The 22,736-nt window shown below is 53.8% G+C and carries 26 protein-coding genes and 1 pseudogene; 6 read left to right on the top strand and 21 right to left on the bottom strand.

The genetic code is table 11. The annotated features are described in order from the left end of the window. Window positions 1–17: 17 nt before the first annotated feature. From G8770_RS15515 to pdsR, 4 genes are all read right to left on the bottom strand, one after another. Window positions 18–761, bottom strand: coding sequence for an SIMPL domain-containing protein (locus G8770_RS15515; RefSeq protein ID WP_243760527.1), 744 nt, complete (start codon window positions 759–761; stop codon window positions 18–20). A gap of 150 nt (window positions 762–911) precedes the next feature. After that, window positions 912–1,571 (bottom strand): DsbA family oxidoreductase, encoded by a 660-nt coding sequence (locus G8770_RS15510; protein WP_167188754.1) that lies wholly within the window; start codon window positions 1,569–1,571, stop codon window positions 912–914. A gap of 82 nt (window positions 1,572–1,653) precedes the next feature. Beyond that, the gene (locus G8770_RS15505; protein ID WP_167188752.1) at window positions 1,654–3,999 is read right to left on the bottom strand and encodes an ATP-binding protein; all 2,346 of its coding nucleotides are present in this window, start codon (window positions 3,997–3,999) and stop codon (window positions 1,654–1,656) included. Window positions 4,000–4,137: 138 nt separating this feature from the next. Further along, window positions 4,138–4,836 (bottom strand): proteobacterial dedicated sortase system response regulator, encoded by a 699-nt coding sequence (gene pdsR, locus G8770_RS15500; RefSeq protein WP_167188749.1) that lies wholly within the window; start codon window positions 4,834–4,836, stop codon window positions 4,138–4,140. Window positions 4,837–5,021: 185 nt separating this feature from the next. On the opposite strand from pdsR, the gene G8770_RS15495 reads away from it, so the two are divergent. Next, window positions 5,022–5,252 carry a hypothetical protein gene (locus tag G8770_RS15495; RefSeq protein WP_167188746.1) on the top strand — a complete coding sequence of 77 codons (231 nt, stop codon included), beginning with the start codon at window positions 5,022–5,024 and terminating at the stop codon, window positions 5,250–5,252. 115 nt (window positions 5,253–5,367) lie between these two features. On the opposite strand, the gene G8770_RS15490 is transcribed toward G8770_RS15495, so the two are convergent. The 4 genes from G8770_RS15490 to G8770_RS15475 form a co-directional block, all read right to left on the bottom strand. Next, window positions 5,368–5,808, bottom strand: coding sequence for a YtoQ family protein (locus G8770_RS15490; protein ID WP_167188743.1), 441 nt, complete (start codon window positions 5,806–5,808; stop codon window positions 5,368–5,370). Between the two features lie 29 nt (window positions 5,809–5,837). Next, window positions 5,838–6,269, bottom strand: a complete 432-nt coding sequence (locus tag G8770_RS15485; RefSeq protein WP_167188740.1) for a hotdog fold thioesterase — start codon at window positions 6,267–6,269, stop codon at window positions 5,838–5,840. A gap of 21 nt (window positions 6,270–6,290) precedes the next feature. Further along, window positions 6,291–6,938, bottom strand: a complete 648-nt coding sequence (locus G8770_RS15480; protein ID WP_167188737.1) for an MBL fold metallo-hydrolase — start codon at window positions 6,936–6,938, stop codon at window positions 6,291–6,293. A gap of 309 nt (window positions 6,939–7,247) precedes the next feature. After that, window positions 7,248–7,427, bottom strand: a complete 180-nt coding sequence (locus G8770_RS15475) for a hypothetical protein (protein ID WP_167188734.1) — start codon at window positions 7,425–7,427, stop codon at window positions 7,248–7,250. Between the two features lie 580 nt (window positions 7,428–8,007). Between G8770_RS15475 and G8770_RS15470 the strand changes: the two genes are divergently transcribed. After that, window positions 8,008–8,352 carry a YtxH domain-containing protein gene (locus G8770_RS15470; protein ID WP_167188731.1) on the top strand — a complete coding sequence of 115 codons (345 nt, stop codon included), beginning with the start codon at window positions 8,008–8,010 and terminating at the stop codon, window positions 8,350–8,352. 260 nt (window positions 8,353–8,612) lie between these two features. On the opposite strand, the gene maiA is transcribed toward G8770_RS15470, so the two are convergent. The 9 genes and pseudogenes from maiA to G8770_RS15430 form a co-directional block, all read right to left on the bottom strand. After that, window positions 8,613–9,251, bottom strand: a complete 639-nt coding sequence (gene maiA / locus G8770_RS15465; protein WP_167188728.1) for a maleylacetoacetate isomerase — start codon at window positions 9,249–9,251, stop codon at window positions 8,613–8,615. A gap of 184 nt (window positions 9,252–9,435) precedes the next feature. Beyond that, window positions 9,436–10,764, bottom strand: coding sequence for a fumarylacetoacetase (gene fahA / locus G8770_RS15460; RefSeq protein WP_167188725.1), 1,329 nt, complete (start codon window positions 10,762–10,764; stop codon window positions 9,436–9,438). Window positions 10,765–10,820: 56 nt separating this feature from the next. Beyond that, window positions 10,821–12,143 (bottom strand): homogentisate 1,2-dioxygenase, encoded by a 1,323-nt coding sequence (gene hmgA / locus G8770_RS15455; RefSeq protein ID WP_167188722.1) that lies wholly within the window; start codon window positions 12,141–12,143, stop codon window positions 10,821–10,823. A 375-nt stretch (window positions 12,144–12,518) separates the two neighbouring features. Beyond that, the gene (gene rimK / locus G8770_RS24230; protein WP_341771165.1) at window positions 12,519–13,466 is read right to left on the bottom strand and encodes a 30S ribosomal protein S6--L-glutamate ligase; all 948 of its coding nucleotides are present in this window, start codon (window positions 13,464–13,466) and stop codon (window positions 12,519–12,521) included. A 96-nt stretch (window positions 13,467–13,562) separates the two neighbouring features. Continuing rightward, a pseudogene (locus G8770_RS24225) lies at window positions 13,563–13,856 on the bottom strand (ATP-dependent zinc protease family protein); the annotation flags it as partial. Between the two features lie 133 nt (window positions 13,857–13,989). Then, window positions 13,990–14,511, bottom strand: coding sequence for a mechanosensitive ion channel domain-containing protein (locus G8770_RS15445; protein WP_167188717.1), 522 nt, complete (start codon window positions 14,509–14,511; stop codon window positions 13,990–13,992). Continuing rightward, window positions 14,508–15,011: a DUF1003 domain-containing protein gene (locus G8770_RS15440; protein ID WP_167188714.1), complete on the bottom strand. Its 504-nt coding sequence runs from the start codon at window positions 15,009–15,011 to the stop codon at window positions 14,508–14,510. Before G8770_RS15440 ends, G8770_RS15445 begins: the two co-directional genes overlap by 4 nt. A gap of 216 nt (window positions 15,012–15,227) precedes the next feature. Continuing rightward, window positions 15,228–15,884: a 3-oxoacid CoA-transferase subunit B gene (locus G8770_RS15435; RefSeq protein ID WP_167188711.1), complete on the bottom strand. Its 657-nt coding sequence runs from the start codon at window positions 15,882–15,884 to the stop codon at window positions 15,228–15,230. A gap of 12 nt (window positions 15,885–15,896) precedes the next feature. Next, window positions 15,897–16,598, bottom strand: coding sequence for a CoA transferase subunit A (locus G8770_RS15430; protein WP_167188708.1), 702 nt, complete (start codon window positions 16,596–16,598; stop codon window positions 15,897–15,899). Window positions 16,599–16,908: 310 nt separating this feature from the next. On the opposite strand from G8770_RS15430, the gene G8770_RS15425 reads away from it, so the two are divergent. Then, window positions 16,909–17,808 carry a LysR substrate-binding domain-containing protein gene (locus G8770_RS15425; protein ID WP_167188705.1) on the top strand — a complete coding sequence of 300 codons (900 nt, stop codon included), beginning with the start codon at window positions 16,909–16,911 and terminating at the stop codon, window positions 17,806–17,808. An 88-nt stretch (window positions 17,809–17,896) separates the two neighbouring features. Next, the gene (locus tag G8770_RS15420; protein WP_167188702.1) at window positions 17,897–18,208 is read left to right on the top strand and encodes a DUF3301 domain-containing protein; all 312 of its coding nucleotides are present in this window, start codon (window positions 17,897–17,899) and stop codon (window positions 18,206–18,208) included. Window positions 18,209–18,735: 527 nt separating this feature from the next. Here the strand turns inward: G8770_RS15420 and G8770_RS15415 are convergent. Together G8770_RS15415 and smrA are read right to left on the bottom strand one after the other, a co-directional pair. Next, window positions 18,736–19,551, bottom strand: coding sequence for a mechanosensitive ion channel family protein (locus G8770_RS15415; RefSeq protein ID WP_167188700.1), 816 nt, complete (start codon window positions 19,549–19,551; stop codon window positions 18,736–18,738). Between the two features lie 273 nt (window positions 19,552–19,824). Then, the gene (gene smrA, locus G8770_RS15410; protein ID WP_167188697.1) at window positions 19,825–20,415 is read right to left on the bottom strand and encodes a DNA endonuclease SmrA; all 591 of its coding nucleotides are present in this window, start codon (window positions 20,413–20,415) and stop codon (window positions 19,825–19,827) included. A 217-nt stretch (window positions 20,416–20,632) separates the two neighbouring features. Here smrA and G8770_RS15405 point away from each other — a divergent pair, with 217 nt between their 5' ends. Then, window positions 20,633–21,265 carry a TetR/AcrR family transcriptional regulator gene (locus G8770_RS15405; RefSeq protein WP_167188694.1) on the top strand — a complete coding sequence of 211 codons (633 nt, stop codon included), beginning with the start codon at window positions 20,633–20,635 and terminating at the stop codon, window positions 21,263–21,265. A gap of 34 nt (window positions 21,266–21,299) precedes the next feature. Here the strand turns inward: G8770_RS15405 and G8770_RS15400 are convergent, their stop codons facing one another. Together G8770_RS15400 and G8770_RS15395 are read right to left on the bottom strand one after the other, a co-directional pair. Beyond that, a complete protein-coding gene (locus G8770_RS15400) occupies window positions 21,300–21,791 on the bottom strand; it encodes an acyl-CoA thioesterase (RefSeq protein WP_167188691.1) in 492 nt (163 codons plus the stop codon). Between the two features lie 125 nt (window positions 21,792–21,916). Further along, window positions 21,917–22,537 (bottom strand): trimeric intracellular cation channel family protein, encoded by a 621-nt coding sequence (locus G8770_RS15395; RefSeq protein ID WP_167188688.1) that lies wholly within the window; start codon window positions 22,535–22,537, stop codon window positions 21,917–21,919. A gap of 14 nt (window positions 22,538–22,551) precedes the next feature. Here G8770_RS15395 and G8770_RS15390 point away from each other — a divergent pair, with 14 nt between their 5' ends. Further along, window positions 22,552–22,728, top strand: a complete 177-nt coding sequence (locus G8770_RS15390) for a hypothetical protein (protein ID WP_167188686.1) — start codon at window positions 22,552–22,554, stop codon at window positions 22,726–22,728. Window positions 22,729–22,736 lie beyond the last annotated feature (8 nt).

Raw genomic sequence — 22,736 nt, 5'->3', positions numbered from 1 at the left:
GCCGCTCAGGGCTTGTGTTAATCAGACAAATAATATTCCACCGTAGAGACCACCCTCACCCGTTTAACGTGCGGATTATTCTTGTCCCTGGCCGCAATACTGAACTGCCCCTGTGACGCTCGCTTGATTTTCCCCAGGGAACTCTGTGAATCCGCGGCAAATTTTTCAGCCACTTCCCGGGCTTTACGAGTTGCCTCTTCGACCATTTCGGGTTTGATTTCATTCAATCGCGTAAACAGGTATTCCGTTTGCGAACTATAATTGTTGCCCACAAACACAATCCCCTGCTTGCCCAACTGCGACAACGACGACATCACCGAGCGGGCAGTATCAATCTGACGGGAATAAACAGTCACGGTTTGCGTCGCGGTATAACGAAACGCAGCACGCTCATTGCTGTTGTATTGCTGGGCTGACTTATCGGTAATGGACGGCAAGTCCTGGCTGATGTCACCCTCACCAATACCATTGGCCATCAAAAAAATTTTAATCTCCGAGGCCTGCCGATCCAGCTCGCGGTAGAGCTCGGTTAAATCATTACTGGCCACATTGAATTGAATTGGCCAAATGACAACGTCTGCGGAAAACTCCCGCTCTGACAATCCCTTGACCGTCACCGTACGTTCATAGAGTTTATAATCAATGGCCGCACTCGCCAGTAAGTAACCCAACACCGACAGCCCCAGAAAAATAAAAAAGCCCAGAAACAATCCCGACCCGGCATCATTTTTATTGATCCCGGCATTACTGTTGTTCGACATAGTCATTCCTCCGCGGATCTTATTAAACAACCCGGTTTAGCCCATACACTTTAAGTAGCTTTCGTTATAATCAACATTCACCGGACAGCTTTCTGTCAGTAGCGAATGGCACAGCCACTATTGTTTTGGCCTGTTTAGGCTTTTGGAAAATCAACACCAGCTGGCTTCATCCGTCGGATTTTTTAGCAATTGTTCAATATTTGCCAGGATCACCCGATAGCCCACATTGCCGTACAACACCTGCCTGCCACCATCCAGAACATAGGATGGGCTGCCATGAATACCCTGCTGTTTAGCTTTTTGGTAATCGCCCATCAACGCCGCCATCGCCGAACCGTCATCCAGTTTGGATTGCACGGCGTTCCAATCAAGGCCTTGCTCCGCCACGATTTGAGCCAGCACCGTCAGATCCGCAATGTTCTTCGCATTGACAAAAAACTCTTTGCGTAACAGTAAAGCAGACGCCACACTGGCCGAGCACCCCACAGCCAGTTGAATCGCCTTCAACACCAGGTGTGCATTGGCCGACGTTGCCGGGCGATCCTGCGACCAGATGGCCGGGTGCACCGGCGCGTCATCAAAGGCCGCTGCGGATGCTTTAACGTGCTCGGCAAAGCCCTCGTACCCCCCGCGTGCGCCCCACTGAACCGCCATCTTCGTTGCCACATCGCCAAACACATCCACATAATGGAAGCGCAAGTCGATTTTCTCACTCAAGGTTTTATTCAGCTCCTCAATTCGGCGTTGTGCGATCCACGCCCAGACACACAGTATGTCGGTGTAATAATCAACGATCAGTGGCTGACTCATATAACCCTCATGTTAAAAATTCGTTTACCTGTGATGGCGTGTTGCAATGATACGCACGGTCATTGCGCCCGCCATGGTTGGTTCAGCACACGTTCTTGCGGGGCAACTGAATGTGAAAATCCACCCCGCTCAAGTCGGCCCGATTTCTGGCCACGACCTCACCACCGTGAAATTCAACGATCAAGCGCACAATGTGCAACCCTAACCCCAGGTGAGTTTGATCATCGTCGTATTCCGCTGATCGCAGCGACACCAGAGAATCAAACAGCTGCCCCTGCATGCGCTCCGGCAACAAAGGGCCATCATTGCTGACGGTTAACACCCAGCATGCTTCGGCGCCCTCCAGCTGTAAGACAATGTCGCCTCCCGGCGGACAAAAATCGGCAGCGTTATCCACCAGCTTATCCAGCATTTGTACCAGCAGATCCGGGGAGCCGATCATCCGCGCATCACGGGCAGAGGCTTTCAGCAACACCTTCACATGGCGACCCTGAATCACATCAGCATAGGCGGCGCCAACGGCGGAGACCAATTCTGACAGTGAAAAGTCTTCCGTGTCGGCATGCTGAATGCTTTCTTCGACCCGACTGGCCGAACTCATGGCGTTCAGAATCTGGGAGAGCCGGGCACTGCCGTGTTGCGCCCGCTGTGAAAAAGTACGGGCGGTCTCGGGAATGGCCTCATGCTCCAGGTTATCGAGCGAAGAACGCACCACCGCCAACGGGGTTCTGAGCTCATGAGACAGTTTGCTCGACAGGGTGCGAAGATAATCGGTGTATTCGCGCAACCGCGCCAGCAGATCACCGTAACTGCGAGTCAGGTCCCCCACTTCATCCAGCGCCCGGGACTGGGGGAAACAATCGCGAATACGCCCATTGTCGTCCACCGCCTCCGCCGCCGCCCGACTGAGACGGCGAATCCGAAACGACAGCCAGCTGGCGTACGAGATCAGCCCCACACCGGTCACCCCCGTCGCCAGCAGAGTGTAAAAAAACAACCGGTTAAAGGCCGTATTGGTCAGGGCCATCACCGTGTCACTGCTCTGTTCGGCCGTCACCACAGCCAGGGTTGCCGCCGGCGTCCCGGCCTCTCGCCCTGCCCCGGAATCGGACACTGTTGCGCGGGAATCGTCAGCGCTCAACACTGGCACTGCCGCCTGCCCGACGCGCTGAGCCCCCCACTGATACCAACCATTGGCTTTGTGCCCCTGCTGAGCCCGGAGTATTTCCGCCGACAGCAATTGTCCGCTACCGTCTGCCTCCTGCATGACGGGCAGCTGTTCTCGCCCCAGTGCCAGTCGATAAATCCAGGTGAGCAAACCATGCTGTTCGCCGGGGCCGGATGGCGGCGGCTGCAGTGAGCCCGCGCTGGCCAGGAGCCACTGATTCGAACTCACCACCCGCAGGCGCAGGTTATCCCTGGCAAAGACCCTGACAGCCGCCTCCAGGTCATCATTCAAACTGCTCCAATAGGGCGCGGGCGTGTTGGCTTGTATATTCCCCAACCAGCGCTCCGGCGCGCGGGCGGGCTGACGGTTGAGGTTATCGTAGAGCCCCCAAAGGCCATCCGTAGACGCCACTTTAGGCGGCTCCCCGACATCCACCAGAGCCACCCCCAAATGCCGCCCAAGCAGCGATAAAGGCAGCTTTAATTCTAACTGAAACCCCTGGGCATGCTCCTGCCAGACGCCCTCAATGCGATGTTCCTGGCGAGCCGCGGTAAGGTGGTCAGCTCTTGATGGCGTTTCGCGGTAAGCTGGTGACGGCTGTCGGGAGGCTGATGGCTGCTGTCGAGAAGCTGATGGCTGCTGTCGAGAAGCTGATGGCTCCTCGCGATAAAAGGCCGAGACCTCCCCCGGTGCGCCACTGCGAATCACATAATCACGCACAGCGCCGCTGTTTAATTGCGTGCGCAAACGCAAGTGATCACCGCTGGCTAACTGCCCGGTACTGGGGTTGTGATAGCGAATATGCCGATCTTCCACTCGGGCAAAGAGCCACAAAAAGCCAGCCTTTTTGGCGACCTGCAGCGACAGATTGATCGGCGAGGGTGAGGCGGGCGAGGGTGCGGACTGTGGCACGACAGTTTGCGGCAATGTGTCAGGCGGCACGCCCTCAAAGGAATATGCCGAAGCGGCTATCTCAAGGGAGCGCCAGTCGTCGTCGTAGCCATCCAACTGCATCGGCAGCGTGATGCTGTGAACGTATAACTGATCCCTGGCGCTCTCACGCCAGCGCTCATCTTCAAGCTGAGCCCGCAACGCAGGCTCACTGGCAAGTCGACTGGCCACCGCCTGAGCCGTAGCACTCAACGCCACCACCTGACCTTGGCGCAGGGCACCTTCCATCTCCTGGATGTACTGGCAACCGGCCCAGGGCAAACTCAGCGTGAGCAGGCTGACCAACACCAATTGGCGACGTAAACGCATCGAATCAGAGTCCTTGCCGGCGACCGGATGAGACCACCGGACAGTCTCCCTGAGCGCACATCGCGACAACCGGGTCCGGCACCGCCAACCGAGACGCCCATCTAACAACCAGCGATTTCAGCTCACCTGCCACAGCCATCAGTTCGACAACCAGCGATAACCCATCCCGTAGGCGGTTTCAATGCAATGAAAGTCACCGTCCACCTGCAGGAATTTTTTGCGGATACGTTTAACATGAGACGTGATGGTGTTGTCATCCAGAACAACGTTCGCGGCATCCATCAATTGCTGACGATTTTTCACGTGACCCGGGTTCTTCGCCAGTGAGTGCACCACCCACAGTTCGGTCACGGTCAAGTCCAGCCGCTGGCCATTCCAGTAGGCGGCCATGCGATCCATATTCAGTACCAATGGCCCCCGCTCCACGACATCTTCTTCGGGTTGCGGCAGTGGTTGCCGCAGGGCATCAACCCGCCGGAAAAGCGCGACAATGCGAGCCAGCATGTGCGGCTGACTGATGTCCTTGGTCAGGTAATCATCGGCCCCCAGTCGCAGACCGGAGACCACATCAAACTCGCTATCGCGAGCGGTGAGAAAAATGATCGGCAGCTCGGGCGCCATAGCCCGCAGCTCACGACACAGGTCAAACCCGCCCTCGATTTCTTCCCCCAGCCCCACATCAATAATGGCCAAATCAGGCAGGCGCTGACGAAAGGCCTCCAGCGCCGGTAAGCGCTCACTATACAGCTCAACGGCGTAGCCTTGACGGGTCAGTGCGTCGCGGTAGTTTTCCGCAATCGCACGTTCATCTTCAACAATGGCAATTTTACGAGCCATAGCACATTCGGTCCCAGTTGTTCAGCGTGAGGCTTATTGTACAGAAAAAGCCTCCCCGCGCAGCCCGCTGCCACAATTGATCATATTTGCTCAGCACTCTGCCCGATTGGCATCGCAGGGCATCACTTTTGCGCGATTAAATACCCGTCAAGCCTTAAACAATGACAACCCCCCCAGGAGCTCCCATGTGCTTTGATCAACCCCGCATCCCCAAACACCGTATTCTCAAGGACCACTACGCCTACAACCTCAGCGGTCGCCGCCGCACAAGCCGCTGGATCACCCTGGCCCGGGGGTTGACCCTCGCCGTGGCCACCACAGGCCTGCTGATCCTGGCCGCAGAGCACAGCCGCGCGTCCGCCACCAGCTCCTGCGCAACCCTGACACCTGGGTCACAGCATTCCCGTAGTTCGTAACTCGCCTCTAGAAACTAGACGCTACAAGGTGAATTGCGAAGCAAGAGAGAGCACCCTGGGGTGGAAACTAGAAACTAGAAACTAGAAACTAGAAACTAGAAACTAGAAACTAGAGTTATGCTGCAACCACATACTTGAGGATGTCCACCACTTGTGACGGTGTCTGTGCCCAGGCCAGCGCCTGCGCATCCACTTCTTTCAACGGGTGAATGATCGAATCGTCGTGCAAAGTGACATAAGGTTTGCCCAGCGCCGCGCAGTAGCCGGCATCAAACGCGGCGTTCCACTGCTTGTATTTATCCCCAAATCGCACCACCACCAGGTCGGCTTTCTCAATCAGGGTTTTGGTGCGGATCAAATTCACCTTGGACGACTGATGATCGCGCCAAAAGCTGTTGTCGTTGTCCCTCAAATGATCACCCGCAGCGTCGCTGGCGTCGTGATGGGTGACGGCCGAGGTAAAGCTCACGTCCAGCCCGGCGGCCTTGACCCCCTGTTCAATTTGTTCTCGCCAGTCGGTGTGAATTTCACCCGACAGATACACAGTCCAGCTCATGGCCTGCTCCTCAGATTGCGTTCATATCATTAGCTGTGCTTAACAACAGCCATCGTCAGTCGTGACACACAGGTTAATTTACCCGCCTCGTTTTCGATTTTTATCTCCCAGACGTGGGACGTTCGGCCAGCGTGAAGCAAATGGGCCGTTCCGGTGACCACGCCTTCACGCACACCGCGAATGTGGTTCGCGTTCACCTCCTGCCCGACGCAATAAAATTGCGTTTGATCGACGATCAGGTTAGAGGCAATACTGCCCAAGGATTCCGCCAGCACCACATTGGCACCGCCGTGAATCAGCCCCATGGGCTGAAACGTTTCGGTTTTAGCCGGCAGGGTACCACGCATATAATCCGGGCCGATTTCAGTGATTTCGATCCCCAATACCCCGTGAATGGTCTTGTCGTTATAGCTGTTTAACTCTTCCAGGTTTGGCTCGTGCAGCCAGATACTTTTGCTCATGAATAGGTCTTCACTTGATGATTACTGTTGCAGATTTTTGTCCGCGACAAACGGGTTGGTTTGACGCTCATGCCCAAAGGTGGACATAGGGCCGTGACCAGGGATAAATTGCACCTCATCGCCCAATGGCCAAAGCTGCGACTGGATGGAATGAATTAAAGTGTCATAATCACCTCGGGGAAAATCGGTCCGGCCAATCGACCCCTGAAACAACACATCACCGACAATCGCCAGCTTGCTGGGCCGGTGAAAAAAAATCACATGGCCCGGGGTGTGCCCCGGACAAAAACGCACTTCAATGGTCTGCTTACCCACCGTAACCTCTTCCCCACCCTCCAGCCAGCGGGTTGGCTCAAACACATCGGCCAGCGGAAAGTTCATCATCTGTGACTGTTGCGGCAACATATCAATCCAGAATTGATCCTCTTTATGAGGCCCCTCAATGGGGAGATTCAGCTTTTTTGCCAAAGCCGCGACACCACCGACGTGATCGAGATGGGCGTGAGTCACCAGAATTTTTTCCAGTTCAACACCTTGCTGGGCAACGGCCTGTTCAATGCGATCCAGATCACCGCCAGGATCAACCACGGCGGCTTTTTTGGTTTCTTCACACCACATCAGGGTGCAGTTTTGCTGGTAAGGGGTGACAGGAATCACTTGAAACTTCATCAACTGGCCTCTTTGGTCTCTTTTGGGGTGCCATTCTCTCAGACGGCACCTCAGGCTAAATGCCGCCTAGAATACCACAGCCCGGCAAACTCTCCCCATGGCAACAATCGCCATTAAGTGGGGCAAATCTGTCTTTTTTCCACCCGTGCACTGCTGTCCCCATCCGCGCGTTACCATGTGCTACTTACGCGCTACTATGTGCTACTTAGAGGTCACCCCCATGAAAGAGCGCACCTGGGACAAGGTTGGCCAGCCACCGCGAGAGCAAACCCTGTGATCAACAACCATCCCGCTCACCCGACAAACGAGCTACGGGCCAATCAGGTAAAAAATCAACTGCAGCAAAGCCAGCAACATCACCAGCGGCAAAATCCAGCGGCTCATCGCCTGGGTCTGCTCTGGACTCTGTTCTTTGCCGAATCGCTCAAGCAGAGGGATTGCGATCAGCAGAGCAAGAAAAAGAATTCCCAGGATTTTTAAAAGTACCATGCCATACTCCTGTGAGGGATGAATGCATCAGATTCATAGTCAGTAAGCTTATCGATTCATAGTCAGTAAATTTATAGATTCATAGCCAGTAAGTTTATAGATTCACAGTCAGTAAGCTATTATTGGACGTAACCCAACACGCATCTCAAGCAACACGATGCCGTCGGTTCACGTGCCGACAACGACGGCCTGACGGAACAAGGCTTGTCATTCGCGATCTGGTCAGTATCAGACGATGTTTGACGCGTGTGAATCGCAATGAAGCGCCGTTTTGGAAACGCATTGTTTATAAATATTAACGCTAACAGACCAGTCGACTAATAATCAAACCTCATGAGAACCACACCCCGTTTCCAACAGAGTGTGAACGACAGGGGTTCCTATAGTCACGAAAGGGGGGTAGACTCAAGCAACCGTAAAAATTCAACGGTACTTTTTTCAGCGCTGCCCGTCCAGTCAGCGATGCTTGTCCAGACAGCATAAACGTCCGACTGCGACATGAGCCTGATGATAATAACACTGAGTTTTTAAGCACTTGAACGTCACGTTCGTTTAACATCAAAAGGAAAGGAACACATCTATGAACATGTTAAAGACTGCCGCCTCTGTAATTTTATTGACCGGTTTACTGGCTGCCTGTAGTGATGACAGCGCACAAAAAGAAACCGGCAATGCGCTCGACAGCGCCAAAGAAAAAACTCATGAAATGTCAGAAGCCACCCAGGACGCTGCCGCTGATGCCATGGACAAAGCCGAAGAAATGGCCGACGACGCAATGGATGCTGCGGAAGACATGGCTGATGACATCTCGGATGCGACTGAAGACGCGATGGATGCGACCGGCGATGCCGTTGACGATGCGGCTGACGCCACCGAAGACGCGATGGATGACGCCGAAGACAAAATGGATGAGATGACCAAGTAATTCATCCCGGGTTCAGCGGGCTCGTTGATCTGGAGCAACACGCGCTCCTGACAACGGCCCGCTCCTGAACACGCAGCCCAGGGGCAGTAAACCGCTGTCGAGGTCTGCTTCTGCGCTTGCTATTTTTACAACCTTACCCAACACACATTCAACTCTGCCGACGCACCGTCTCGCACTCTCGTTACTGACCGTCCTGTAAGCCTCAGCACGCTTCACTCCCAGCCTGTTGCATTCGATTCACTGCGCCCTGGCAGTTTACATCAGGCGCTGTCAGCCTGTCGTTCCGGCACTGCCTCCATAAAAGCATTCAAACGGTTGCACGAATCATAAATTTCCATAATGACTGGAAATACCGACATGTCCAGATTAAAGCGCAGCGCATTGAACACTTGCGGGATCAAAAACACATCCGCCAGGGTGACTTGCTCACCGTAACAGTAGGGTCCCCTGGGTTTTGAGGCGAGCTGCTGCTCAAGCGTTTTAAACCCTTCAGTTATCCAATGATGCAGCCACGCCAACTTCCCGGCTTCGCCGCCACCAAGCTCATTGGAAACATAATTAATCACCCGCAGATTACAAATTGGATGAATGTCGCAGGCAATTTGATAACACCAGCTGCGTACCCTGGCTCGGCCGCCGGTATCGCTTGGCAACAGCGCTGGCTGGGGGTAATTTTCTTCAAGCCACTCGAGGATGGCCGGAGTTTGTGTCAACACCAACCCAGAATCCGTCTTCAGGCTCGGCACCAGCCCCTGAGGATTGATCGCCAAATACTCCGGGCTTTTGTGCTCGCCCCCCAACAGATTAATGGCTTGCGATTGATAATCTAACTGCTTCAGGTTTAAGGCGATGCGGATGCGATAAGCCGCCGATGAACGAAAATAACTGTAGAGCTGCACGTAAATTCCCCTGTGTTTATCTCAAATCGAAATATGACTGAATGGTTGCCGTTGCATCATTTAACTCAACAACGCGGCAGGCCGCTCGGTCCTCATTCACGAAACAAGGCACGGCCAACCACTCAACAAACATCCACCATGAAAAACCGAGAAACAAACCGACTGCCGTCAATGGCCATTCATTCTAGTGCACCGAACCGCTGCGCGGGCTCCACCGGACCGGCAACACCGTACTGGTGACCTCACCAAAGCCAATGCGTTTTGCTCCCGGCTTTTCGCAATAGCCGCGCATAATGACGGTATCACCGTCCTCCACAAACGTGCGCGTTTCACCGTTAGCCAGTGTTATCGGGTGCTTGCCGCCCTGTGTTAACTCCAGCAAAGAACCTGCCTCTTGCGGTTCAGGACCGGATTGAGTGCCACTGCCAAACAAATCTCCAGCCTGTAAGTTACAACCATTAATGGTGTGATGCGCAACCATCTGGGCAACGGTCCAGTAAGAGTATTTGAAACTGGAACGAGACAGCGGATTTTCAATGTCCGAGCCGGCGGTGCGCAACAAGCAGCTCAACGAGACATCGAACGAGCCCTCTGCAGAATTGGCATCTGAGGTTAAATACGGCAGTGGCTGCGGATGATTTTCGGGCCGTGTAAACGGCACCCGAAAAGGCGCCAAAGCCTCAGTAGTGACAATCCATGGAGACACCGTTGAAGCAAAACTTTTTGCCAGAAACGGCCCCAACGGCTGATACTCCCACGCCTGAATATCCCGCGCCGACCAGTCGTTAAACAGGCACAGGCCAAATACATAATCCTCGGCCTCAACCATACTGACCGGTTCGCCCAGCTCATTCCCCAACCCGATGTAAATGCCCACTTCCACTTCATAGTCCAGTCGGCGAGAGGGGCCCAACACGGGCACATCAGCGTCAGGGGCTTTAAGCTGTCCCAGTGGACGTGAAAATTGCTGCCCGGAAACCCCAATGCTCGACGCTCGACCATGATAACCAATGGGTACCCATTGATAGTTAGGCAGCAACGGATTATCCGGCCGAAACTGTTTGCCCACTGCCGTCGCATGGTGAATCGAGCTGTAAAAATCCGTGTAGTCATGAATCAGACAGGGCACTTTGAATTCGGCGTCTGCCTGCGCAACCAGACAGCTTGATAACGTAAACTGATCTCCCGAACCGGTTCGCAAGGCTTTGGACAACGACAGCCGCAACGCCGACCAGGCCGGCTTACCCATGGCCATAAACTCATTCAGGTCTTCATGGGCGCATGCGTTTACGGCATCCTGGGCCAAACCGTTGAAAATCCCCTGACTGGCGACAGCGGCCAGGTCCACAATAAAATCGCCGATAGCGACACCGCCCCGAAAATATTCATCACTGCCGGCCATGCGAAAAGCGGCAAAAGGTAAATTCTGAATGGGGAAATCGGTCTCCGCTCCATTGGCAGAGTCCACCCAGCTGCTTAACGTCGGGTCGTGAGTTTCATTAAGATCGGTCATAACACTCAAGCCTTTAGTGTGTGAAACTTACCGGCATTCTCATGAAGGAATGCCGCTCATGCCCCTTGTGGCGGAAGACTAAAGTGCTTCTTTAATCCTTTCCAACAGGTTACGTAATCCTTCTGACGCTTCAAAGCTCCCAGCCCAAACGGCGTTGTGGCCAGCATATAGCGAGACTCAAACATAAAGGCCAGGGAGTTTTTATACCGCTCCGGCGCCAGCACCGCGGCAGAGGCTTTTTCAAACACCTCCGCTTCCGGACCGTGAGGCGACATACAGTTATGCACACTCAGGCCTCCGGGCTCAAACCCCGCTTCTTTGGCATCATAGACGCCCTGAATCAACCCCATACACTCGCTCATGACATTGCGGTGAAACCAGGGCGGGCGGAACGTATCTTCAGCCACCATCCAGCGCGGCGGAAAAATCACAAAATCCAGGTTTGCCGTACCGGGTCGGTCTGACGGCGAGGTCAAGACCGTAAAAATGGAAGGGTCGGGATGATCATAGCTCACGGTGTTGATGGTATTGAAGCGGGCCAGATCGTATTTGTACGGCGCCGAGTTGCCGACCCAGGCGACAACGTCCAGCGGTGAATGCTCCAGAGTGGCCTGATAAAGTACACCGGCGAATTTGGTCACCAGCAAAAAGCTGCCATCTTTGTCTTCATACCAGGCGGTGGGGTAGCAAAAGTCCCGGTTGTTGGCAAAGCCGTTGGCCCCGACAGGCCCTCTTTCCGGCAACTCCAAAGGCGCGCCATAATTTTCACAAATGTAGCCGCGGGCTGTTCCCTCCGGCAACTCAATTTGAAACTTTACGCCACGGGGGATCACCAGTATTTCACCCGGGGTCACATAAAGCCGACCCATTTCGGTCAGCGCCAGCAGCGCCCCCTGCTGGGGGACAATCAGCAGCTCCCCATCGGCGTTGTAGAAAAACCGCTGGTCCATATTGCTATTGGCACAATAAATATGAACCCCAATGCCCACTTGCAGTCGAGCATCACCGTTCACGGCCAACGTTATCCAGCCATCAATAAAGTCCTGGGGCTCTTCCGGGATGGGGAAAGGATCCCAGCGCAGCGAATTGGGCGGCGGCGGACTGTCATGCAAAGGTCCGGTACAGATTAAACCCGGCTGCTCTGTGCGATAGGGCTCGTAATCGCCCATCACCACGGAAGGTCGAATACGGTAAGTCCAGGTGCGGCGATTTAGGTGGCGGGGTGCCGTAAACGCCGTACTGCTGAACTGTTCGGCGTACAGCCCATAGGGCGCTTTTTGAGGATTGAAACGCCCCTGCGGCAAAGCCCCTTGTGCGGCTTCCGTTTCATGTTCATTACCAAACCCCGTCTGGTAATGCAGGGTCTCTGGGCCGCTCATGCTGTACAAGACCTCCTTATGCCGGGGCGATACGGTGTCTGTAGCGGTTCTGTAGCGCGTGAGAGCGTGCGCTGTTTGTTGGCACTGCGCAGACCAACAACCTTGCGCTGCCAGCCCCCAGCCAGAAATGAAGCGGGTGCTTACCGGCAAGCACCCGCTTCTACAAACCGCCGGTGCTACAGACTACAATTCCACAAAAAACAAATCCACAAAGAACAGGTCCACAATCACGTTCAGTATCACTGGAGTATAGTCTCGCACGGGTTGCGTCACAAATGGACATGGCGCATAAAAAAACAGCCCGCGGGATGCGGGCTGTTTGAGATCACAGGGCTGCGACAGCAACCATACGCCATGGGCAGCGCTTTCTGACCGTCACTCTTCTTTCGGCAGATCTCGCTTCCAGTGGAGTTTTTTCTCGATGGACGAAATGATCATGCCAGCGATGTCTTTACCCGTCGCCGATTCAATACCCTCCAGCCCCGGGGAGGAATTCACTTCCAGCAACAGCGGGCCAGCGGAAGAGCGAATGATGTCCACACCGGCAACCTGAAGCCCCAGAATTTTTGCCGCTTTCACCGCCAGCGCTTTCTCATCGGCCGTAATTTTGACCACCGCCGCCGAGCCGCCCTGATGTAAGTTGGCCCGAAATTCTCCCGGAGCCGCCTTGCGCTCAATAGAAGCCACCACTTTGCCATTAATCACAAAACAGCGCAGGTCCTTGCCATCGGCTTCTTTAATGAATTTCTGTACCAGCAAATTTGCCTGCAACGTTTTAAACGCATTGATCACACTCTCCGCCGCCTTGCGCGTTTCAGCCAGCACCACACCCCGCCCCTGAGTGCCTTCCAGTAGCTTGACGATCAGCGGGGCTCCGCCGACCATATCAATCAGCTCGCTGGTATCCATCGGCGAATTGGCAAAGCCGGTTGTGGGGATGTTGATACCATTTTTAAGCATTAACTGCAGAGCAAATAACTTGTCACGCGATTGAGTAATCGCGGCTGAGGTGTTGGTGGTGTAAATACCCATGCTTTCAAACTGACGGGCCAAAGCTGTCCCGTAAAAAGTGACGCTGGGCTTGATGCGGGTAATCACCGCGTCCAGATCATTAAGCAGTTTTCCGCCACGATAATGCGCATCCGGCTCCACCGCATCCAGTTTCATATAACACTGGGTCACGTTCAAGAACTCCATATCATGCCCGCGCTCTTCGCCGGCCTCCAGCAAACGTTGATTGCTGTAAAGCAACTCATTACTGGCCAGCAAAGCAATTTTAAGCCCGCTCTTTTTGGCCTGGCGAGTGCCGTAGAAACCGTGAATTTCACCCTTCGTCACTTCACCTAAGGTGCACACCCCGGCCGGGTCCACAATCAACCGATCGATCATCGCCTCGCGGCCCAACAACATGCGAAAGCCCATACTGTCGCGATTGGAAAGGGTCAACTCCACATCCCAAAGCTCGTCACCGAGCTTCATTGGCGCACTCACCACATAGCGCGTTTCGGCCTCACCACTGGAGCTTTTCACGGTGCGTTTATCAATAACCGGTCGCTCACAGCGAATCACAATATGGCGATTATTCTGAATCGGGTGTACTTCAAAAGTCACCCAGAGTGTCCCACTGCGTCTAAAGGTCTGAATGTTAAACGCATGGATCGACGAAGTTTTCGCGCCGGAATCTACCCGGGCCTTGATAGCGGGGATACCCAATTCCGGGAAGGCACACCATTCTTCACTGCCGATAACTCTTTTTTCATTTATACGCGTCAAGGGTTGTTCCTCAATTTTTTGACGTACGACTTGTGTCTGTTATGTAACGTTAACTGAGCCCTCACAGAGAGACTCAAATGGGCTGATTTTGCAGATCTGTTTCGCTATTGGCGGCCACCGGCTGAGGGTTTTTAATCACCGCTTTTTGCAAAATTAAATTATTTGGGTAGGTAATCAACTCTTGATTGCGCCGTATCATGACATGGAACAGTGAAATTTCTTCAATCCGGCCGGAAATATCATCATCTTTATCCACGACTTTCACCTCATCCCCCACCCGATAGGGAAAGAAAAAGAAAATGACCAGGCTTGCCGTCATGTTGCTCAGTATTGACCATTGGGCAAATAACGCCACACCGATGACCGCAAAGACCGACGACAGGAACACCGACAGCTGGGAATATTCAATACCCAACAACAGGAACAGGACAATCACAAAAAAGACCGTGACGCCCATTTTCAGGGTTTTCCGTATGTATTCAACGCGGTAAACATTGACCGACTTGCGACTGCCAATGCGGCTAATGGCGCTGGTCAAAAAGCTCAGGCTCACCAGATACGCAATCAGTAACATCGCCACAATGATAAACTTCATCTATTTTTGTCCTCGTTCTTTGCCAATCCCTGTTGCATCGCATCAATTTTGTCGTGCAGCCGCATGAGATCAAGCTCCAGTTTTAAATTAATCTCGTAAGCAGCATCCTGCTTTATTCGGTCTTTGGCCGCCTGGCGGTTCTGCGACATCATGATAATGGGCGCCTGGAATGCCGCCAAGGTTGATAACCCCAGATTCAGAAGAATGTAGGGATAGGGGTCAAACGCACGTCCGGCTATCAACCAATAACTGTTAATACAGATCCAGAACGCAATGAGCGCAACAAACAGCCCGATGAAGGTCCAGGAGCCGCCAAACCTGGCAACTGCATCTGCCAGATTTTGCCCAGCCGTCAGGCTCCCACCAAAGGCGGCATTCACATTCTCCGAGACCGTCGTATGCCCGGCAATACTGTCAATGATCTTTTGCTCTGATGGCTCCAGGTACTGGTAATCCTGCCCCAGCAAGGCTCTGGAAAGCTTCTCGAAATACCGCTTCATGGCGTGTTATCCCCCGTCAAACAAGGGGGGAGTATACGGTGAGGTGGACGGGGGTGCGACAGGTTTTATTGAAAAATACCCCCCTCGGGGAGGGCCATTCAGCCAAAAAAAAGGGAGCCCAAGGCTCCCCGTGCAAAGAATAAAAATTATCACCAAATTAACTCAGACAGTCTGCTTTCACTGACCCTTCAATTTACCTGTCCCCCAACCGACAGATTAAAACTCCATCTCAGGCACAACCTCCGGCACCACCAGTTCGCCGGCAGTGAGCCTGATAATCTCATCCACAGAGACCCCCGGCGCCCGCTCTTTCAACCAAAATTTACCCTCGGCAATTTCCACATACGCCAGGTCGGTCACCACCTTTTTAATACAGCCTGCGCCCGTCAGAGGTAGGGTACACTGGGGCAAGAGTTTGGACTCACCGTGCTTGGAAGCGTGGGTCATGGTGACGATGATGTTGTCCGCACCGGCCACCAGGTCCATGGCACCGCCCATCCCTTTGATGAGTTTGCCCGGGATCATGTACGAGGCGATATTCCCCATGACATCGACTTCAAAGGCTCCCAGCACGGTCAAATCTACATGCCCACCGCGAATCATGGCAAAGGATTCCGCTGATGAGAAAATGGAGGAGCCCTTAATCGTTGTCACGGTTTGCTTGCCGGCGTTGATCAGATCAGCATCGACTTCGTCTTCGGTGGGAAAAGGCCCCATCCCCAACAAGCCATTTTCCGACTGTAGCATCACATCCATACCTTGCGGCACATAGTTGGCCACCAGCGTAGGAATCCCAATACCCAGATTGACGTAGTAACCGTCCTGCAGCTCTTGCGCGACTCGCATCGCCAGTTGTTCACGAGTTAATGACATAGTCCGATCTCCTTAAGCTTCGCGAACAGTGCGCTGTTCAATACGTTTTTCGAAGGTGCCTTTGATCAGGCGATCCACATAGATACCGGGGGTGTGTATCTGGCAGGGATCCAGCTCACCCGGCTCCACAATTTCCTCCACCTCAACCACGGTGATTTTGCCCGCGGTAGCCGCCATGGGATTGAAGTTTTGCGCCGTGTGGCGATACACCAGATTGCCATAACGGTCGGCTTTCCAGGCTTTGACGATGGCAAAATCGCCGGTAATGGACTCTTCAAGAATGTAAGGCCGGCCGTTAAATTCTTTCACGTCCTTGCCCTTACCCACTTCGGTACCGTAACCGGTGGCCGTATAAAAGGCCGGGATACCGGCTCCGCCAGCACGCATCTTTTCCGCCAGGGTTCCCTGTGGTGTCAATTCCACCTCCAGCTCACCGGCCAGCAACTGCTGCTCAAACAGCTTGTTTTCACCCACGTAGGAGGACACCATTTTTTTAACCTGCTTGTCTTCCAGCAAGACCCCCAGACCGAAACCGTCCACTCCGCAGTTGTTGGACACAATGGTCAGCCCATGAACGCCTCTGCGTTTGATCTCGTTGATCAGGTTTTCCGGGATACCGCACAGGCCAAAGCCTCCGGCAATGATGGTCATGTCATCTTGCAGACCTTCCATCGCTTCTTCGTAACTGTTTACCACCTTGTCAAAACCCGACATGGTTTGAACTCCTCCAGGTTATTTCGGCTCCCCTCTGTGGTGAAACCGTTTTATCGCTTTTGTCTTTTATCGCTATGGCCTGTTGACCCATTGGTTATCAATACAAGGGTTATTAATGATGGCCTATTAACACCATGAGTCTTTGCTCTCTGCTACCGACCAGGCCACCCAAGCTGTATGTCAGTATGGCAGTCCGAGCCAGCACCACAGAAAACATCTTATTCGTTGCCTAGAGTGGCGGATGGCCTTATATTTATCAAATGAAAAAATATCATAGATTGATAAAATTTTTAAAATAAAGGTCCCGCTCGTGAGCAACGCCACCCTGAAACAAATCCGCGCCTTTGTGGCCGTGGCCCGATCCAACAGCTTTGCCGAGGCTGCTGCACAGATTAACCTGTCTCAACCCGCGCTGAGCATTGCGATCAAAACACTGGAACAATCGGTAGGCGGACAGCTGCTCACCCGCACCACCCGCGCCTTTGGCCTCACGCCAGAGGGTGAAGAGTTCCTGCCCACGGCCAAGCGCCTGCTCAGCGACTGGGACGATGCCCTGGAAGACCTCGAAAACCGCTTTGCCCTGCACACCGGCCGCATCACGATGGCGGCCATGCCCTCTTTTGCGTCGAACCTGTTACCCCAGGGGTTATTTGCCTACAAACAGCAACACCCCCACATCCGGGTCGCCTTGCACGATGTAATTGCCGAAGACGTGGTGCGGATGGTGCGCGCCGGACGGGCCGAGCTGGGCATCAGTTTTTACCCCGGAGAACTGGACGATCTGAATTTCAGCCCATTATTTGAAGACCGCTTTGTGGCCGTGCTGCCCAACGGACATCCCCTAACCCGCCAGCAAGATATCGACATTGCCGAACTGGCGGGGGAAGACCTGATCACTCTGCAGGCACCGTCACAAGTCCGTCAACTGATCAGCGACCTGCTCGCTCAGCAACAGCTACCATTCGCACCCGCGTTTGAAGCACACCAGTTGATAACCGTCGGCCGCATGGTAGCCAATGGCCTGGGGGTTAGCATTGTGCCCGCACTGTCTGAGCAGCAGATGCTGGAAGTCAACGCCTGTTGTCGGCCCTTGCGCGGGGCCGGCCTGATTCGTCAGGTGGGCATCCTCACCCGCCGACGCTACCCCCTGTCAGCGGCATCACAAGCCATGATGACGGTCCTGCAGGAGACGTTCAGTTCGCCGCCATGATCGTGATCCAGTCGAATGAATAAGACGGAGCGGAAATGAGGTATAGTAGCGCTCCACTCCACCTACGACCCTGAGATAAAAGCACTGCATGACCATTTACGATTTAATGATTGCCTTTGTTGTGGGCATCGTCGGGCTGCTGATCTGGCAAAACGCCGGCTATCGGGATCGCGCCATCAGCCTGGCCAAACAGCATTGTGAACACATGAATGTGCAACTGCTGGATGACACGGTGTCGCTGTTGAGCTTGAGACTGAAACGGGACAAACGAGGCAACTTTGCCCTTGCCCGCCGCTATGAATTTGAATTTACCGCCACCGGCGACCAGCGCTATCGGGGAGACATGACGCTGATGGGCTCACGCCTTTATGACGTCAACCTGGAACCTCACCGTATTTAAACAAGATTCCCCCCTCGCTTCACCGGTTTAAAAACACGGGTTTCACTCGCTACAGGCCGCGTTTTTCGCGCGACCGCCTGCCCCCATCTGCACGGCTCTTTCCGCTTGCCTTTCCGCTTGCCTTTCTGCTTGCCTGCCCGCTTACCTTTTACCACAAACCCACACAGAACTTTACCAGCGCTTGAGTCAACTTAAAGTTGAATCCTCTAATATGAATGGCGTAATCACTGAAACAGTTTTTGTGAAACCCCATTAACTGTAACCGCTTTCCACTGAAAAAAGGATATTACTATGGTTCTCTACAGCGTTCTTATCACCACCTTTACGTTGCTGGGCTTTATTGCTGCGGATGATTTGTCTGCCGCCATTTCAGCCAAGTAATGGCTTGCTAAAGCAACATTCGAAAGCCAATAAAAAAACCCCGGGGGCTCGCCAAAGCACCGGGGTTTTACGGTTTAACAACATGACGGTTATTAAAGAGCAGCCGTCATTCAAAGCACGAGCTTGCCCTTCTCCCGCACGGGTATTTACTTATCCAAATGCACATCCATTTGCGGGAATGGAATTTCGATGCCCTTCTCGTCGAACTTCAACTTCACCTGTTCGGTAAAATCAAAAAAGACGCCCCAGTAATCGGCACTGTTCACCCACGAGCGGAACACAAAATTAACGGAAGAATCCGCCAGCTCGGAAACCGCAATCTGCACTGCCGGGTCTTTTAGAATTCGACTGTCGGCATCGGCGATGTCCTGCATCACCTGTTTGGCGAGTTTAATATCCGATCCATAACTGATGCCAACCTTCAAATCCACACGACGCGTGGGCATGGTGGAATAGTTGGTGATGTTATTGCTCATCACCGCGTTGTTGGCGATGATGACCACCTTATTATCCGGCGTTGTCAGAATGGTCGAAAAGATGGACACCTCTTTAACGACCCCGGCGGTGCCCCCCGCTTCCACATAATCGCCCACCTTGAAGGGGCGGAACAAAATCAGCAACACACCGGCGGCAAAATTGGCCAGCGATCCCTGCAAGGCAAAACCAACGGCCAAACCTGCGGCACCCACAATGGCCACAAAAGACGCAGTCTGAATACCCAGCTGCCCCAGCGCGGCCACGACCACCATGGCAAACAAGGCGTAATAGGCAATGTTTTTGGTAAAATGCGCAACGGTCGGATCAATATTTTTCGCCGCCAACCCCCGACCAAGAGCCGATGACAACAATTTGGCCAACCACTTACCAACCAGAAAAACGACTATCGCCATGACGAATTTCAAGCCGTACGTCATGATCAACTCTGGAGCCGTCTCCATGATCTTATCCACATTCAAGTCCATACCTTCTCCTTAGGGTATTAGATGCTAAAGTTACAAGTAGTAATAAACATAGCACACATATGAATAAGTCTAAGGCATCTCTTTCATTCTGGCGAACAATTAACGCGGAACTTGCCCCAAATATCGAAGACTCAGAGAAAGAAGCTATTGACAGCAGAGCCCAAAGCGACAGGAGAACCGATGACTCGGGGGGCAAGGGCTAACGAACCACCCGCTGGCCGATGAACGGCTGCAAACCACAGCCACAAGCGTAACTTTTGACACGCCCGGCCATTACAGGCGACGTTTTTGATGGCGCTCCAGATTGTCCTGGCGCTTGCGCTCACTCTTGCGCAACATGATGTAGGTGGCGCCGGAGGCGCCGTGCTGTTTTTGAGCCGAGTGAAACGCCATGACCTCAGCCAATTGCGGCAGCCAGTGGGCAATACAACTCTTGAGCACCGCCGGCTGCTTGCGGCCTTCCCCTTTACCGTGGGTGATCAGAGCGCAGCGAATATCGTGTTTTAAGCAGTCGCTGACAAATCGAAACACCGCCTCCCTCGCCTGCTCAACCGTGTGGCGGTGCAAATCCAGACGCGCTTCAATGGCATACTTGCCGAGGCGCAGGTTGCGAAAGACACCATTCTGTATGCCCGGACGCTGGAAACTGAGGATGTCGCTCGGGTCGACCGGCTCAATGAACTCACCGGACAAATCATTGATCTCCGACGCCACCGTGGCGGTTGCGGCTTCTCGCCGGGCCCGCAGGTTAGTCCCCAGGTCTGCGGAGGATTGCAGCTTGACCCGCGCCGGTCGTTTGATGGGTTTGACATCCCCCATCGCCGCACGGAACGCTTCAAACTCAGTTGTATCGCTATCTGACATACGCCCTCCCGTCGGCGGGTCAATCCACTTATACGCCATTATAACCCGCTTCCTGCCAGCCAGGACAAACACCATAAGTGTTAAACAGACGACAAATATGGCGTGAAAAACAACACACCTTCCCCTTCGTTCAATTGAACGTGACTGATCACTGATATATATTCAATTTTCAATCTGTTAATCGGCACGCCAAAATCAATGATAACGACGGAGTCCTATGACCGATTATAGCCCCGAGCTAACCTACCCCAAGCAAGACCGCCGCACCATCAGCCCCGAAATGCTGGAAAAACTGCGAGTGACCGTCATAGAGTTCTTTTCTCAGGGACTGTTTCACCAAGTCGGCATCCGTGACATCGCCAAGAAAGCCGGCGTTGGCCCACAAACCATCTACAAATATTTCGGCAACAAAGACTCATTAATCTTTGCCTGTATCCTGCCCGATTTGGCTCACTTGGAAGAGGAAGTGCGGCAAAAGATTGACCAGACTTCCGGCAACGCGCTGGATCAACTGGATACCTTTCTGACCACCGTCGTCAGTTTTTATCTTGCCCACCCGCAACTGGCTGAAATTGTCTTTCTCAGCATCACAGCACGGCAGCGCACCATTGACCCCCAATTCAGCGAGCGTTACCTGGTCAAACTTCTGGAAGATATTCTAGCGCAGGGCCAACAGCAGGGGTGTGTGCGGGCAGATGCCTCGGTTATGGACCTGCACGACACCTTGTCAGGCGCGTTCAGCCAGTACATTACCCGCAAACTGACCGAGCCCTCCTCGCTGAAAACCATGGACATCGCGGCCGAATGCCAACGGCTGATCCGGCTCACCCGCCCCTTAATCACGGGCTGACGAACCACTTCGCCAGCCCTTAAGCCCCTTAGGCTCAGGCCTCGACGACCACGCTGCCGTAAACCTCTTTGAAGGACGTCGGCATGCGCTTGGGGCGGCCACTGCTGATCTGGATACACACCAAATCCCAGCGCGCCCGCAACAAGGTGGCACCATCGCTGGCCCTCACCAACTGAAACCGACGTTCCATGGACAATTTGTTGTCATTGCCGGTCAGCCAGGTCGCCACCTTGAGTGAATCCCCCAGGTACGCCGCCTGCAGATAATCAAACTCACTGCGACGAATCGCCATGGCGCGATCCAGTGCCTGATAATCTTTCAGGCCTATTCCCAGCGCCTTGGAGTGTCCCCAACCGGCCTCCTGACACCAGCTGACATAGACCGCATTATTGACGTGCTGCAGACCATCAATGTCTTTTTCCTCCACGCTCACATCCAGCAAAAAAGGGGTGGGGTAATCCCACTCAACACAATCCCAGGCCCCCTCGGAAGCCGCTTGCTGAGAAGCAGAGCTATTTGAATCCATGAAAAATTACTCCAGCTACTAACCCGTATTTCTAACCTGCCGACACCGCAACTCTCTATGAGCAATGCGAGTGAGTGCCGGCCAAAACGTTTACCCGAGTTGCGCCACACCAGTATTTGAACACACTAATAGCGGGAAAACTTGGGCAACCGTAAATCCCACACCATCGCCGCCGCGCGAACCGCAAAAGCAATCACCACGGCGATCGCAATACTCACACCGCTATCGCCCAGCACATGAAACAACAGCAGGTAACTCATCGCCCCCGCCAAAGCCGCCGTAACGTAGATTTCCGGACCCAACAGCACCGGCTCACGATCGGACAAAATGTCCCGAATCACCGAGCCGAACGTGGTGGTAATCATCCCCATCGCGCAGGCCACCAACAGATCCACCCCCAAAGCATAGGCTTTGGAGGTCCCCAGCACACTGAACAGCGCCAACCCCATGGCATCCATCCACAGCAACAAGCGCTGACGTGCGACGAACTGGGGAGCCAAAAAGTACGTCAGTACACCCGCAGCCACACACACTTGCAAGTAAAGAGCGTCCGTCACCCAAAAAACATCCACCCCCAAAATGAGATCGCGCACGGTGCCACCGCCGATACCGGTGATGGCCGCAAACAGGATGAATCCGAGTATGTCGAGGTGCTTTTCCGCTGCCGCCAGGGCGCCCGAAATAGCAAACACAATGACCCCGAGCAGGCCGGCAATATAGAGGAAATCAGGGGAGGACCCAAGCATAGACAGTGACGCCCGTGGAAAAAGGCGCAGTATGGCATAAAAAAAGTGGCGAGTGGCGAGTGGCGAGTGGCGAGTGGCGAGTGGCGAGTGGCGAGTGGCGAGTGGCGAGTGGCGAGTGGCGAGTGGCGAGTGGCGAGTGGCGAGTGGCGAGCCAACCCAGGGTGCCCTCTCTTGCTGCGCAATTCCACTAGAACAAGAA

The sequence above is a fragment of the Pseudomaricurvus hydrocarbonicus genome (assembly GCF_011602365.1).
In the GTDB taxonomy this organism is placed as follows: Bacteria; Pseudomonadota; Gammaproteobacteria; order Pseudomonadales; family Cellvibrionaceae; genus Pseudomaricurvus; species Pseudomaricurvus hydrocarbonicus.
Note: the sequence above shows the minus strand (reverse complement) of the source record. Positions and strands in the feature narration are given on the sequence as shown.

Coding starts and splice junctions, on each gene's coding strand:
- G8770_RS15400 (WP_167188691.1), bottom strand. CDS start 21,791: ATGGATTCAAATAGCTCTGCTTCTCAGCAAGCGGCTTCCGAGGGGGCC.
- G8770_RS15405 (WP_167188694.1), top strand. CDS start 20,633: ATGACCGATTATAGCCCCGAGCTAACCTACCCCAAGCAAGACCGCCGC.
- G8770_RS15485 (WP_167188740.1), bottom strand. CDS start 6,269: ATGAGCAAAAGTATCTGGCTGCACGAGCCAAACCTGGAAGAGTTAAAC.
- G8770_RS15440 (WP_167188714.1), bottom strand. CDS start 15,011: ATGAAGCGGTATTTCGAGAAGCTTTCCAGAGCCTTGCTGGGGCAGGAT.
- smrA (WP_167188697.1), bottom strand. CDS start 20,415: ATGTCAGATAGCGATACAACTGAGTTTGAAGCGTTCCGTGCGGCGATG.
- G8770_RS15415 (WP_167188700.1), bottom strand. CDS start 19,551: ATGGACTTGAATGTGGATAAGATCATGGAGACGGCTCCAGAGTTGATC.
- fahA (WP_167188725.1), bottom strand. CDS start 10,764: ATGACCGATCTTAATGAAACTCACGACCCGACGTTAAGCAGCTGGGTG.
- G8770_RS15490 (WP_167188743.1), bottom strand. CDS start 5,808: ATGAGCTGGACTGTGTATCTGTCGGGTGAAATTCACACCGACTGGCGA.
- hmgA (WP_167188722.1), bottom strand. CDS start 12,143: ATGAGCGGCCCAGAGACCCTGCATTACCAGACGGGGTTTGGTAATGAA.
- G8770_RS15480 (WP_167188737.1), bottom strand. CDS start 6,938: ATGAAGTTTCAAGTGATTCCTGTCACCCCTTACCAGCAAAACTGCACC.
- G8770_RS15475 (WP_167188734.1), bottom strand. CDS start 7,427: ATGGTACTTTTAAAAATCCTGGGAATTCTTTTTCTTGCTCTGCTGATC.
- G8770_RS15435 (WP_167188711.1), bottom strand. CDS start 15,884: ATGTCATTAACTCGTGAACAACTGGCGATGCGAGTCGCGCAAGAGCTG.
- G8770_RS15515 (WP_243760527.1), bottom strand. CDS start 761: ATGTCGAACAACAGTAATGCCGGGATCAATAAAAATGATGCCGGGTCG.
- G8770_RS15445 (WP_167188717.1), bottom strand. CDS start 14,511: ATGAAGTTTATCATTGTGGCGATGTTACTGATTGCGTATCTGGTGAGC.
- G8770_RS15430 (WP_167188708.1), bottom strand. CDS start 16,598: ATGTCGGGTTTTGACAAGGTGGTAAACAGTTACGAAGAAGCGATGGAA.
- G8770_RS15470 (WP_167188731.1), top strand. CDS start 8,008: ATGAACATGTTAAAGACTGCCGCCTCTGTAATTTTATTGACCGGTTTA.
- G8770_RS15495 (WP_167188746.1), top strand. CDS start 5,022: ATGTGCTTTGATCAACCCCGCATCCCCAAACACCGTATTCTCAAGGAC.
- G8770_RS15395 (WP_167188688.1), bottom strand. CDS start 22,537: ATGCTTGGGTCCTCCCCTGATTTCCTCTATATTGCCGGCCTGCTCGGG.
- G8770_RS15505 (WP_167188752.1), bottom strand. CDS start 3,999: ATGCGTTTACGTCGCCAATTGGTGTTGGTCAGCCTGCTCACGCTGAGT.
- G8770_RS15420 (WP_167188702.1), top strand. CDS start 17,897: ATGACCATTTACGATTTAATGATTGCCTTTGTTGTGGGCATCGTCGGG.
- G8770_RS15510 (WP_167188754.1), bottom strand. CDS start 1,571: ATGAGTCAGCCACTGATCGTTGATTATTACACCGACATACTGTGTGTC.
- pdsR (WP_167188749.1), bottom strand. CDS start 4,836: ATGGCTCGTAAAATTGCCATTGTTGAAGATGAACGTGCGATTGCGGAA.